This is a genomic window from Streptomyces winkii, from assembly GCF_032248595.1.
Classification (GTDB): Bacteria; Actinomycetota; Actinomycetes; order Streptomycetales; family Streptomycetaceae; genus Streptomyces; species Streptomyces winkii.
The window spans coordinates 492,590-505,904 of record NZ_JASTTH010000005.1 but is presented as its reverse complement, the minus strand read 5'-3'; the positions used below and the strand labels follow the sequence as shown (position 1 = coordinate 505,904).

Below are 13,315 nucleotides of genomic sequence, written 5' to 3'. Positions count from 1 at the left end.
GGCCGGAACAGGAAGGGGCGGGGCGCGCGATGGACGACGCCGCGAACGTGACGGGAGCCGTCCTCGCGGACCTCCGGGACGAAGGCGACGCCCTGGAGGGACTGGTGGCCGGGCTCGACGCCGCGGCCTGGGCCCTCCCGACGCCCGCGCCCCGCTGGACGCTCGCCCACCAGATCGCCCATCTCGCCTGGACCGACGAGCAGTCGCTGCTGGCCGTGACGGACGAGCCCGCCTTCCGCGAGGCCTCGCAGGCGGCCCTCGCCTCGCCCGGGACCTTCGTCGACGAGGGCGCGGAGGCCGGTGCCGCGCTGCCGCCCGGGTCGCTGCTGGCGCGATGGCGTGCCGGGCGGGCCGAACTGGGGCGCGTACTGGGCGAGTTGCCGCAGGGGCACCGCATCCCCTGGTACGGGCCGTCGATGAGCGCCGCGGGCATGGCGACCGCGCGGCTCATGGAGACCTGGGCGCACGGCGAGGACGTCGCCGACGCCCTCGGTGTGCCGCGCGAGCCGACGGCACGGCTGCGTCACGTCGTACGGATCGGCGTGCGGGCACGGGACTTCGCCTACGCGGTGCGCGGACTGCGGCCGCCGTCCGAGCCCTTCCGCGTGGAGCTGGAGGGGCCGGGCGGCGAACTGTGGGCGCACGGGCCGGAGGACGCGGCGCAGCGGGTGACCGGCGACGCCGTCGGCTTCTGCCGTCTCGTGACGCAGCGCGTACACCGCGACGACGCCGGCGTGCGTGCCGAAGGCCCGGACGCACAGCGGTGGTTGGAGATCGCGCAGGCCTTCGCGGGGCCGCCCGGGGACGGCCGCCCGCGCAAGGAGACGCAGCGCAAGGAGGCACAGCGCAACGAGACACAGCGCAAGGAGACGCAGCGCAAGGAGGCACAGGCGTGAGCGGGCATGCGGCGGACGCTTCCGCCGAGGTGCTGCGCGTCGGCAACTGCTCCGGCTTCTACGGCGACCGCTTCGGCGCCATGGAGGAGATGCTCACCGGCGGCGCGCTCGACGTCCTGACCGGGGACTACCTCGCCGAGCTGACGATGCTGATCCTCGGCCGCGACCGGCTCAAGGACCCGGCGCGCGGCTATGCGAAGACCTTTCTGCGCCAGCTGGAGACCGGGCTGGGGCTCGCCAGGGACCGCGGGGTGCGGATCGTCGTCAACGCGGGAGGGCTCAATCCGGCCGGACTGGCCGACGCCGTACGGGAGTTGAGCGAGCGCACCGGCGTTCCCGCGGCCGTCGCGCACGTCGAGGGCGACGACGTGCTGGGGCGGGGCGGCTGGGGCGAGGGGGTGCTGACGGCCAACGCCTATCTGGGCGGCGGCGGAATCGCCGAGTGCCTGCGCGGCGGCGCCGACGTCGTCGTGACCGGGCGGGTGACGGACGCCGCACTGGTGAGCGGGGCGGCCGCCGCGCACTTCGGCTGGGCCGCCGACGACTGGGACGCGCTCGCCGGAGCCGTGGTCGCGGGCCACGTGCTGGAGTGCGGTGCGCAGGCCACCGGCGGCAACTACGCGCTCTTCGCGCAGGAGGGCATCGACGTGACGCACCCCGGCTTCCCGATCGCCGAGGTCGCGCGGGACGGCAGCGCCGTCATCACCAAGCAGCCGGGCACCGGCGGTGCCGTGACACCCGGCACCGTCACCGCCCAGCTGCTCTACGAGACCGCGGGCGCCCGCTACGCCGGGCCGGACGTGACGGCGCGGCTGGACTCCGTACGGCTGTCGCACGAGGGCACGGACCGGGTGCGCATCGACGGTGTGCGGGGCGAGGCGCCGCCGCCGCGGCTCAAAATCGGGCTGACCAGGATGGGCGGCTGGCGCAACGAGGTCACGTTCGTGCTGACCGGCCTCGACGTCGAGGCCAAGGCGGCGCTCGTACGGCGGCAGATGGAGGACCGGCTCGCGGCGGACGGGCACCGCCCGGCGGAGGTGACCTGGAGCCTCGCCCGTACAGACCACGCGGACGCGCCCGTGCAGGAAGAGGCGAGCGCGATGCTGCGGATGGCCGTGCGGGACCCGTCGGAGGAGGCCGTCGGGCGGGCCGTGAGCGGTGCGGCGATCGAGCTCGCGCTCGCGAGCTTCCCCGGGTTCCATGTGACGGCGCCGCCCGGAAAGGGCTCGCCGTACGGGGTGTTCGAGGTGGCGTGGGAGGACGCGGGGCGCGTGCCGCACGTCGCCGTGCTGACGGACGGGCCGGGGGTATCGCCTGGCGGCGGCAGGAGAACCGTGGAGGTGCCGGCTCCCGGGAAGACGCAGGAGCTCGTGCCCGTCGCGGAGCCCGAGCTGCCGGAGCCGCCGGCCGCAGCGGACGGGCCGGTGCGCAGGGCGCCGCTCGGTCTGGTGGCGGGAGCGCGCAGCGGTGACAAGGGCGGCAGCGCGAACGTCGGCGTGTGGGTGCGGAGTGATGAGGCGTGGCGGTGGTTGGTTCACGCGCTGACAGTGGATGAAATCTGTCATCTGCTACCTGAAATCCGTGATCTGCCCGTCACCCGCCACGTACTCCCCAACCTCCGCGCCCTCAACTTCGTCGTCGACGGGCTGCTCGGCGAGGGCGTCGCCTCGCAGGCGCGCTTCGACCCCCAGGCCAAGGCCCTCGGCGAGTGGCTGCGCTCGCGGCACATGGACATACCGGAAGGACTTCTCCCGTGACCGTGCTGACCTCGTCGCTGGACGTCTCCGGCGACGAATACGCCGCGCACCGGCGGCAGATGCTGGACCGGCTCGCCGAACTCGACGCGGAGCTGGCCAAGTCGGTCGCCGGCGGCGGCGAGAAGTACACCGAACGCCACCGCCGCCGCGGCAAGTTGCTCGCCCGCGAACGCATCGAGCTGCTGCTCGACCCCGACACCCCCTTCCTGGAGCTGTCACCCCTGGCGGGCTGGGGCAGCGACTACACCGTGGGTGCCTCGCTGGTGACCGGCATCGGCGTCGTCGAGGGCGTCGAGTGCCTGATCACCGCGAACGACCCGACGGTGCGCGGCGGGGCCAGCAACCCGTGGACGCTGAAGAAGGCGCTGCGCGCGAACGAGATCGCCTACGCCAACCGCCTGCCCTGCATCAGCCTCGTCGAGTCCGGCGGGGCGGATCTGCCCAGCCAGAAGGAGATCTTCATCCCCGGCGGGGCGCTCTTCCGGGACCTCACCCGGCTCTCCGAGGCCGGAATCCCCACGCTGGCCGTCGTGTTCGGCAACTCGACCGCCGGAGGCGCGTACGTCCCCGGCATGTCCGACCACGTGATCATGGTCAAGGAGCAGTCGAAGGTGTTCCTCGGCGGGCCGCCGCTGGTGAAGATGGCGACGGGCGAGGAGGCCGGGGACGAGGAGCTGGGCGGCGCCGACATGCACACTCGCGTCTCCGGCCTCGGCGACTACTTCGCGCTCGACGAACCGGACGCGCTGCGCCAGGCGCGCCGCGTCGTCGCCCGCCTCAACTGGCGCAAGGCGCACGGCGGTTCTCCCCCTGCCTTCGGCGGAGGTGCCCCCAGCCTGCCCGTACCGCCGAAGTACGACGAGGACGAGCTCCTCGGTGTCGTCCCCGGCGACCTGAAGACCCCTTTCGACCCCCGCGAGGTCGTCGCCCGCATCGTCGACGGCTCCGACTTCGACGAGTTCAAGCCCCGCTACGGCACGAGCCTGGTGACCGGCTGGGCCCGGCTGCACGGCTATCCGCTGGGCGTCCTCGCGAACGCGCGCGGCGTGCTCTTCAGCGAGGAGTCGCAGAAGGCCACGCAGTTCATCCAGCTCGCCAACCAGCGGGACATCCCGCTGCTGTTCCTGCACAACACCACGGGATACATGGTGGGCAAGGAGTACGAGCAGGGCGGCATCATCAAGCACGGCGCGATGATGATCAACGCGGTGTCGAACTCGAAGGTGCCGCATCTGTCGGTGCTGATGGGCGCGAGCTACGGCGCGGGCCACTACGGCATGTGCGGACGGGCCTACGACCCGCGCTTCCTGTTCGCCTGGCCGAGCGCCAAGTCCGCGGTGATGGGCCCGCAGCAGCTCGCGGGCGTGATGTCGATCGTCATGCGGGAGTCGGCCGCGGCGAAGGGGAAGCCGTTCGACGAGGAGGCCGACGCCGGGCTGCGGGCGATGGTCGAGCAGCAGATCGAGGCGGAGTCGCTGCCGATGTTCCTGTCGGGACGGCTCTACGACGACGGCGTGATCGACCCGCGCGACACCCGCACGGTGCTCGGCCTGTGCCTGTCCGCCATCCACACGGCGCCCGTCGAGGGCGCGCGCGGCGGCTTCGGCGTCTTCCGGATGTGAGGAGCGGAGTGGACCAGAGAATGATCACAACGGTGCTGGTCGCGAACCGTGGCGAGATCGCCCGGCGCGTCTTCCGTACGTGCGTGGAGCTGGGCATCGGCACGGTCGCCGTCCACTCGGACGCGGACGCGGAGGCGCCCCACGTACGGGAGGCGGACGCCGCGGTGCGGCTGCCGGGCGACGCGCCCTCGGAGACTTACCTGCGGGGCGACCTGATCGTCGAGGCGGCCCTGGCGTCCGGCGCCGACGCGGTGCACCCGGGCTACGGATTCCTCTCCGAGAACGCGGAGTTCGCGCGTGCCGTGCGGGACGCGGGCCTCGTATGGATCGGGCCGCCGCCGGAGGCCATCGAGGCCATGGCCTCCAAGACGCGGGCGAAGAAGCTGATGGGCGAGGCGGGTGTGCCGCTGCTGGAGCCCGTACGTCCGGAAGAGGCGACCGAGCGGGACCTGCCCCTGCTGGTGAAGGCGGCGGCGGGCGGCGGTGGACGCGGCATGCGGATCGTGCGTGAACTCGCCGCGCTGGAAGGGGAGATCGCGGCGGCGCGCGCGGAGGCCGCGTCGGCCTTCGGGGACGGCGAGGTCTTCGTCGAGCCGTACGTCGAGCGCGGACGCCATGTGGAGGTGCAGATCCTCGCCGACGGCCATGGCGCGGTGTGGACGCTCGGCACGCGCGACTGCTCGTTGCAGCGGCGGCACCAGAAGGTGATCGAGGAGGCGCCGGCGCCGGGCCTCGCCGCCGGACTGCGCGACGTGCTGCACCGTTCGGCGGCCGACGCGGCACGTGCCGTGGAGTACCGGGGCGCGGGCACCGTGGAGTTCCTGGTCGCGGGCGGCGCGGACCCCGGCCTGGACGGCGGGGATGGCGGAGAGAGCGCAGACGGGCGGGACGGCGACGGCGCCCGTGCGTACTTCCTGGAGATGAACACCCGGCTCCAGGTCGAGCACCCCGTCACCGAGTGCGTGCACGGCGTGGATCTCGTGGCACTCCAGATCCGCGTCGCCGAGGGCGAACGGCTGGACCCGGCCGGACCGCCCCCGGCGCGCGGGCACGCCGTCGAGGCCCGTCTCTACGCGGAGGACCCGGCGCGCGGATGGCAGCCGCAGACCGGCACGCTGCACCGCCTGGACGTCCCGGGCGCGGGAGTCGCGTCTGCGGACGCGAGCGGCGGCGTCCGGCTGGACAGCGGCGTCGCGGACGGCGACGTGATCGGCGTGCACTACGACCCGATGCTGGCCAAGGTCGTCGCCTGGGCGCCCACACGACGCGAGGCGGTGCGCAGGCTCGCGTCGGCGCTGGAGCGTGCGCGCGTGCACGGGCCGGTGACCAACCGCGAGCTTCTCGTTCGGTCGCTGCGCCACCCGGACTTCGCCGCGGCCCGCCTCGACACCGGCTTCTACGACCGGAACCTCGACGAGCTCACCGCGGAGCCGGAGCAGACCGACGGTGCCGCGGGCAGCCGCCGGCTGGCGGCCCTCGCCGCCGCGCTCGCCGACGCGGAGCGGACACGGGAGGCCGCCGGCACCGTCGCCGCGCGCCTCGGCGGCTGGCGCAACGTGGCCGCGCACCCGCAGACGAAGACCTTCAGGGCCGAGCCCTCGCACCAGGAGATCGAGGTCCGCTACCGCCTCACGCGCGGCGGACTCGTCCTCGACGACGGGGACTTGCCGGACGGCGGGCTCCGTCTGCTGCGGGCGGCTCCCGACCGCGTCTGTCTCGAAGTCGGCGGCGTGCGCCGGGAGTTCCGCGTGGCGCGCTACGGCGAGGACGGCTCGCAGGTGTACGTGGACGCACCGCCGCCCTCCCCCTGGGCCTGGGGGCACCACCCGGGCCGAAGGCCCAGGGGGAGGCCCGGGTGGTACCCCCAGGGCTCCCACGCCTTCACCGCGCTGCCGCGGCTGCGCGAGCCGGAGACCGCGAACGAGCCCGGTTCGCTGCTGGCCCCGATGCCGGGCGCCGTGGCGCGCGTCGTGCCCGGGCTCGCCGTCGGCGCCACCGTCAAGGCGGGCGAGCCGCTGCTGTGGCTGGAGGCGATGAAGATGGAGCACAAGGTCGTCGCCCCGGTGTCCGGCACGCTCACCGCGCTGCACGCCGAGCCGGGCCGTCAGGTCGAGGTCGGCGAGCTGCTCGCCGTCGTCACCGAGGACGACGAAGCGCAGCCGGACGCCGTACGGACGACCGGGCCGCCCGCTGAGCCCGAACCGGCGTCCGTCCCCGCACCAGCACCCACACCCGCCCCCGCCACGCCCGCCCGTGAGGAGACGTCATGACCAACGCCCTGCTGGAGACCGAGGAACAGCGTGATCTGCGAGCCGCGGTGGCCGCGCTCGGCAAGCGATTCGGGCGCGAGTACTTCACCGGCGTGGTCGCCGACGGCAAGCACACGGACGAGCTGTGGGCCGAGGCCGCCTCGCTCGGCTACCTCGGCGTCAACCTCCCCGAGGAGTACGGCGGCGGAGGCGGCGGCATGACCGAACTGGCCATCGTCCTGGAGGAGTTGGGCGCCGCGGGCTGTCCGCTGCTGATGCTGGTCGTGTCGCCCGCGATCTGCGGCACCGTCATCGCCCGCTTCGGCACCGAGGCGCAGAAGCGCGAGTGGCTGCCCGGACTCGCCGACGGCAGCCGCAAGATGGCCTTCGGCATCACCGAGCCCGACGCGGGCTCCAACTCCCACCGCATCACCACCACCGCGCGCCGCGACGGGGAGGACTGGCTGCTCTCCGGCCGCAAGGTCTTCATCTCCGGCGTCGACATCGCCGACGCCACGCTGATCGTCGGCCGCACCGAGGACGCCCGTACGGGCAAGCTCAAGCCGTGCCTGTTCATCGTCCCGCGCGACGCGCCCGGCTTCACCCGCAGCCCCATCGAGATGGAACTGGCCGCGCCGGAGAAGCAGTTCGAGCTCGTACTCGAAGACGTGCGGCTGCCCGCCGACGCGCTCGTCGGCGGAGGCGAGGGAGAGGACGCGGGGCTCCTCCAGCTGTTCGCCGGCCTCAATCCCGAGCGCATCATGACCGCCGCCTTCGCGATCGGCATGGGCCGCCACGCCATCGACCGCGCCCTGGACTACGCCCGTACGCGCCAGGTGTGGAAGGAGCCCATCGGCAGCCACCAGGCCATCGCCCACCCGCTCGCCCAGGCGCACATCGAGCTGGAACTCGCGCGGCTGATGATGACGAAGGCCGCCGCGCTCTACGACGCGGGCGACGACATGGGGGCCGGGGAGTCGGCCAACATGGCCAAGTACGCGGCCGGGGAGGCGTGCGTGAAGGCCGTCGACCAGGCGGTGCACACCCTCGGCGGCAACGGGCTCACCCGCGAGTACGGCATCGCCTCCATGATCACGGCGTCCCGCGTCGCCCGCATCGCGCCCGTCAGCCGCGAGATGGTGCTCAACTTCGTCTCGCACCAGACGCTCGGCCTGCCCAAGTCGTACTGAACGGAGTCGTACTGAGCGGAAAGGAACGGAGCCGCAACGGAGCCGCGAAGGCCGGTACGGGACCGGCAAGCGGGACGGACCGGGAAGGGATCGGGGCGGACCAGGGACGGGAGCCGGACCGGTCGCCGTGCGGAGCGCAGCGCACGGGGCTTCTGGGGAGCCGCGGAAGGCACGAGACTGTGGGCATCTCCGGTCATTTCACCGGCGCCGGCGCCCGGACCCGCCCCCGACCGGGGCGGACCCGGCCCGCGCCGCACCGCTCGACCACGCCGCTCGGGAGGGCCGCATGATTTTCCACAGCGAGTACGCCGACGTCCCGCTCGTCGACGAGCCCATCCACGACGCCGTGCTGGGCTGCTCCGCCCGGGAGCACGCCGAGAGGACCGCACTCGTCGACGGCGTCGACGGCTCCACGCTCACCTACGCCCAACTCGACGCGTTCTCCCGCCGTATCGCCGCCGCGCTGACGGAGGCCGGGCTGCGCAAGGGCGACGTCCTGGCCCTGCACAGCCCCAACACCCTCGCGTTCCCCGCCGTCTTCTACGGGGCGACCCGCGCGGGCGCGGCGGTCAGCACGGTCCATCCGCTCGCCACGGCCGAGGAGTTGGCGCGGCAGCTCGGCGACTCCGGGGCGCGCTGGATCGTGACGGTCTCGCCGCTGCTGGAGACGGCACGGCAGGCCGCGGAGCGCACCGGAGGAGTGGCCGAGATCTTCGTGTGCGACCGGGCCGAGGGGCACCGCAGCGTGCTCGACATGCGCGAGAGCACCGCGCCGGAGCCGCGGCCGGAGATCGATCCCGTGCGGGACCTGGCGGCGCTGCCGTACTCCTCGGGCACCACGTCCTTGCCGAAGGGCGTGATGCTCACGCACCGCAACATCGCCACCAACCTCGCCCAGCTCAACCCGCTGATGCCGAGCGGCCCGGACGACAGGCTGCTGGCGGTGCTGCCGTTCTTCCACATCTACGGTCTGACGGCCCTGGTGAACGCGCCGCTGCGGCAGGGCGCCACCGTCGTGGTGCTGCCGCGCTTCGAACTCGGCCAGTTCCTCGGGGCGATCGAGACGCACCGGGTGAACGTCCTCTACGTGGCGCCGCCGATCGTGCTGGCCCTGGCCAAGCACCCCGACGTGGACAAGTACGACCTGTCCTCGCTGGAGTTCGTCCTCAGCGCCGCCGCGCCACTCGACGGCGAACTGGCCGCCGCCTGCGGGCGGCGGCTGAACGTGCCGGTGGTCAAGCAGGCGTACGGGATGACGGAACTCTCGCCGGGCACGCACGTCGTGCCCCGCCACGAGTCGGCGCCGCCCGGTGCGGTGGGGAAGCTGCTGCCGTCCACCGAGATGCGCGTCGTCTCCCTCGACGACCCCGGCCGCGACGCGGGCAGGGACGAGGAGGGCGAACTCCTCTTCCGCGGGCCCCAGGTGATGAAGGGCTACCTGGGACGTACGGGCGAGACCGACGCGATGATCGACGCCGACGGCTGGCTGCGCACCGGGGACGTCGGGCGCGTGGACGCCGACGGATGGCTGTACATCGTCGACCGCGTCAAGGAACTCATCAAGTTCAAGGGCTACCAGGTCGCCCCGGCCGAGCTGGAGGCCGTGCTCCTCACCCATCCGGGGATCGCGGACGCCGCGGTCATCGGCGTGACGGACGAGGACGGCAACGAGGTGCCGAAGGCCTACGTCGTACGGCAGCAGGGCGGCGCGGGCGCGGAGTTGACCGAGGAGGACGTGCTGGCGTACGTCGCGGAGCGTGTCTCCCCGTACAAGAAGGTGCGGCGGGTCCGGTTCACGCCGGGCGTGCCGCGCGCTGCCAGCGGCAAGATCCTGCGGCGCGAACTGCGCGCCGCGGAGCGGGACATGGCGGAGACGACGTAGCGGGCGCACGGCGTGCGGCGTACCGGCGTGGAACCACTACGGACGTACGGACGCACGGCGTGCGGGTGTGAACGAGGCTGCGACGCATGAGCGGACGAGCGCGGAAGGACGAGCGAGAAGTGACCGGAAACGCCGAAGAGGCCCGCGGCGACGGGCAGTTGGTGCGCCACGCCCACGAACGGGGCGTCACCACCCTCACCCTGGACTCCCCGCACAACCGCAACGCGCTCTCCAAGGGCCTCGTCTCCCAGCTGTACGCGGGCCTGGAGCGGGCAGCGGACGATCCACGGGTGCGCGCGGTGCTGCTGACCCACACGGGCAACACCTTCTGCGCGGGCGCCGATCTGCGGGACGGCAGCGGCAGCCCGGCCGATCTCGTGGCGCTGCTGCGCGCGATCGTGGAGCTGCCCAAGCCGGTCGTCGCGCGGGTCGACGGCCATGTGCGGGCGGGCGGTACGGGGCTGCTGGGAGCGTGCGACATCTCGGTGGCCGGGCCGCGGTCGAGCTTCGCGTTCACCGAGGCGCGCATCGGGGTGGCGCCGGCGGTGATCTCGATGCCGCTGCTGCCGCGGCTCGACGCGCGTGCCGCCGCGCGCTACTACCTCACCGGCGAGCGGTTCGACGCGGCGGAGGCGGCCCGCATCGGACTGGTGACGCTCGCGGCGGGCACCGGCGAGGGCGGCGGCAGCGCGGACAGCGGCGCGGACAGCGGGGTGGACGCCGTGCTGGAGCCCGTACTCGACGGCCTGCGCCGCGGCTCGCCGCAGGGTCTGGCGGAGTCGAAGCGGCTGGTCACCGCGGAGGTGCTGCGCGTCTTCGACCGGGACACCGGTAGCCTCGCGGATCTGTCCGCGCGGCTGTTCGCCTCCGACGAGGCCCGCGAGGGCATGACCGCCTTCCTCGAACGACGGGAGCCCGCATGGGTGCTGTGAACACCCGCGGTGCCGCACCGAAGCAGGACCGCAGCCGCGCCACGCGGCAGCGGCTGCTGGAATCGGCCGTCACCTGCCTCGCCGAGCACGGCTGGACGGGCAGCACCGTGACGGTCGTCGCCGAGCACGCCGGCGTCTCGCGCGGCGCGGCGCAGCACCATTTCCCCACGCGCGAGGACCTGTTCACGGCCGCGGTGGAGTACGTGGCCGAGGAGCGCTCCAAGGCGCTGCGGTCTCCGGGACGGGGCTCGGACGGGCGGCCCGGCACGAGGGCCGCCGTCGAGATGCTCGTCGCCCTCTACACGGGGCCGCTGTTCCGCGCCGCTCTGCAACTGTGGGTGGCGGCGTCCAACGAGCCCCAACTGGGGCCGCGCGTCGTCGCGTTGGAGGCGCGGATCGGCCGGGAGACACACCGCATGGCGGTGCAGCTGCTCGGTGCCGACGAGTCCGTGCCGGGCGTGCGGGAGACCGTGCAGGGGCTGCTCGACATGGCGCGGGGCCTCGGCCTGGCGAATCTGCTGACGGACGACAGCGCGCGGCGCCGGCGGGTCGTCGCGCAGTGGGAGTCGATCATCCGCGACGCGCTCGCGCGGTAGCGGAGCCACAACTCGGCGCCCGTCACGCGGAGGCCGCGGCCCCGGCACCCTTGTGGTCCGCATTCACCGACGTGGATGCGGATCACGGACGCGCCGTGTTCCGGCCTCTTGCAGGCAGTTCCCCGTCCCGTCTCGCCCGTGGCTGATATGCGCTTGTGCGCGGTATTGACGGTCTACCAGGCCACTTCTATGGTGACGCTCGATTCATGGACCTGGTAAGCGTTCAAGTCAGTGAACGTCAGGCTTAGTTGGGTCCTCCCGGCGCACACCGAACACCGAGGAGCGTCATGTCCGGACTGGACTGGGTCGTGGTCGGCGCGTACTTCTTCGTGATGCTGGCCATCGGAGTGTGGTCGAAGACCCGCGTCGAGAACGTGGCCGACTTCTTCACCGCCCGTGGCCGCGTCCCCTGGTGGCTGTCCGGCATCTCGCACCACATGTCGGGCTACAGCGCGATCATGTTCGTCACCTTCGCGGCCGTGGCGTACGACGCCGGCGTCACCGTCTACTTCTGGTGGGCGATGACCATCGGCATCGGCATCGGCATCGGCGCGTTCCTCTTCGCACCGCGCTGGAACCGGCTGCGCGCCCGGCACGGCGTCAACTCGCCGCTGGCCTACCTGGCCGTCCGCTACAACCTCCCCACGCAGCAGGTCCTCGCCTACAGCGGCGCGGCGCTGAAGGTCGTCGACATCGCGGCCAAGTGGGTCGCCATCGCCGTGCTGTTGCAGGGTTTCGCCGACATCCCGATGGCGTGGGGGATCGGGCTGACCGGCGTCTGCACGATGTTCTACGTGACCTTCGGCGGCCTGTGGGCCGATGTCCTCACCGACTTCGGGCAGTTCGTCATCCAGGCCGTGGCGGGACTGGCGATGCTCTTCGCGGTACTGGCGCACCTCGGCGGCGTCTCGTCGCTGTGGACGATGTGGGGAAGGCTTCCCGAAGGGCACGGCGATCCTGTCGCGGGCGACGTCACCACGGGACTGATCCTCGCGTTCCTGCTGGTGAAGACGTTCGAGTACAACGGCGGCATGTGGAACCTGGCGCAGCGTTACATGTCCGCGCCCAGCGGCTCCCGCGCCCGCAAGTCGGCGCTGCTCTCCAGCGCGCTCTGGCTGGTGTGGCCGTTCGTCCTCTTCGTGCCGATGATCGCGGCGCCCCTCGTCGTGCCCGGGCTGGACAACGCGGAGGACTCCTACATCCGCCTGGCCCAGGAACTGCTGCCCACCGGGCTCATCGGGCTCCTGCTGGCCGGGTTCTTCTCCCACACCATGGCGATGGTCGCCTCCGACTCCAACGTCATCACGGCCGTCATCACCCGTGACCTCGCGCCCGTCCTCGTGCCCCGGATCAAGCGCATGACGCAGCGCGGCCAGCTGCTCTTCGCGCGCGTCACGACCGTCGCGTTCGTGACGTCGAGCATGGCGCTGGCGCTCTTCAGCGACCCGGACGGATTCATCATGACCGTCGTGGTGAGCATCGTGGCGGCGACCATGGGGCCGATCTCCATTCCGCTGATGCTCGGGCTGCTGCCCTGGTTCAAGCGGACGGGCCCGCTCGCCGCCATCACCTCCTGGGCCGGCGGGCTCGCGGTGTGGGCGTACCTCTACTGGGGCGTGGGCGACGCGTCGGAGGCCGAAACCGTCGGCTTCCCCGTGCTCACCTCGCTGGTGCTCTACGTCGGCGTCGGCCTGCTGAGGCCGCAGGCCGACGACGAGCGTGCCGCTCTCGTCGACTCTCTCGGCAGCGATCCGACCGAAGAGGAACGGCTCGCGCTGGAGCGGCAGTTCCTCGCCGACCCCGACAAGGGCGGTGAGCCCAGGGAGAGGACGGCGGCGGGGGAGCGGTAGCGGGGAGCCGTGACGTCATGAGGGGATCCGTCGCCTCATGAAGGGCGCCTCATGAAGGCCGCCTCATGAAGGGCCGCGCAAAAACGCCCCCCGTGCGGGACGCCTCGACCCGTGCGACCTCCCCGGGCGTGCCCTCCGCGACGATCTGCTGCAACACCCCCAGCAGCCGCGCCGTGTCCGCGACGTGCAGCCCGGTCGAGCGCTGCGCGAGCCCCTTCGCCAGCTTGATCCGCTGGGCCTCACCGCCCGACAGCGTCGTCGCCGACTGGCCCAACCGCAGGTAGCCGAGGCCGACTTCGTCCAGCCGCCGGATGCGGGCAGCCGCCCTGGGCACCCGCGCG

General features: G+C 72.8%; 10 protein-coding genes. 9 read left to right on the top strand and 1 reads right to left on the bottom strand.

Annotation, left to right across the window (positions count from 1 at the left end):
• Positions 1-29: 29 nt before the first annotated feature.
• The 9 genes from QQM67_RS17855 (at position 30) to QQM67_RS17815 (ending at position 12,974) form a co-directional block, all read left to right on the top strand.
• A complete protein-coding gene (locus QQM67_RS17855; RefSeq protein WP_314174885.1) occupies positions 30-896 on the top strand; it encodes a TIGR03084 family metal-binding protein in 867 nt (288 codons plus the stop codon).
• The gene (locus QQM67_RS17850) at positions 893-2,653 is read left to right on the top strand and encodes an acyclic terpene utilization AtuA family protein (protein ID WP_314174884.1); all 1,761 of its coding nucleotides are present in this window, start codon (positions 893-895) and stop codon (positions 2,651-2,653) included. Before QQM67_RS17855 ends, QQM67_RS17850 begins: the two co-directional genes overlap by 4 nt.
• Positions 2,650-4,275, top strand: coding sequence for an acyl-CoA carboxylase subunit beta (locus tag QQM67_RS17845; protein WP_314174883.1), 1,626 nt, complete (start codon positions 2,650-2,652; stop codon positions 4,273-4,275). The genes QQM67_RS17850 and QQM67_RS17845 overlap by 4 nt, the downstream gene beginning before the upstream one ends.
• A gap of 20 nt (positions 4,276-4,295) precedes the next feature.
• Positions 4,296-6,545 carry an ATP-binding protein gene (locus QQM67_RS17840; RefSeq protein WP_314175135.1) on the top strand — a complete coding sequence of 750 codons (2,250 nt, stop codon included), beginning with the start codon at positions 4,296-4,298 and terminating at the stop codon, positions 6,543-6,545.
• Complete coding sequence (locus QQM67_RS17835; protein ID WP_314174882.1) at positions 6,542-7,714, top strand: acyl-CoA dehydrogenase family protein; 1,173 nt, start codon at positions 6,542-6,544, stop codon at positions 7,712-7,714. Before QQM67_RS17840 ends, QQM67_RS17835 begins: the two co-directional genes overlap by 4 nt.
• A gap of 286 nt (positions 7,715-8,000) precedes the next feature.
• Positions 8,001-9,596, top strand: a complete 1,596-nt coding sequence (locus QQM67_RS17830) for a 4-coumarate--CoA ligase family protein (protein WP_314174881.1) — start codon at positions 8,001-8,003, stop codon at positions 9,594-9,596.
• 86 nt (positions 9,597-9,682) lie between these two features.
• Positions 9,683-10,528 (top strand): enoyl-CoA hydratase family protein, encoded by an 846-nt coding sequence (locus tag QQM67_RS17825; RefSeq protein ID WP_314174880.1) that lies wholly within the window; start codon positions 9,683-9,685, stop codon positions 10,526-10,528.
• Positions 10,516-11,124 carry a TetR/AcrR family transcriptional regulator gene (locus tag QQM67_RS17820; RefSeq protein WP_314174879.1) on the top strand — a complete coding sequence of 203 codons (609 nt, stop codon included), beginning with the start codon at positions 10,516-10,518 and terminating at the stop codon, positions 11,122-11,124. The genes QQM67_RS17825 and QQM67_RS17820 overlap by 13 nt, the downstream gene beginning before the upstream one ends.
• Positions 11,125-11,411: 287 nt before the next feature.
• Positions 11,412-12,974, top strand: coding sequence for a sodium:solute symporter family protein (locus QQM67_RS17815; RefSeq protein ID WP_314174878.1), 1,563 nt, complete (start codon positions 11,412-11,414; stop codon positions 12,972-12,974).
• Between the two features lie 49 nt (positions 12,975-13,023).
• Here QQM67_RS17815 and QQM67_RS17810 read toward each other — a convergent pair whose 3' ends face one another.
• The gene (locus QQM67_RS17810; RefSeq protein ID WP_399067005.1) at positions 13,024-13,308 is read right to left on the bottom strand and encodes a hypothetical protein; all 285 of its coding nucleotides are present in this window, start codon (positions 13,306-13,308) and stop codon (positions 13,024-13,026) included.
• Between the last annotated feature and the right edge of the window lie 7 nt (positions 13,309-13,315).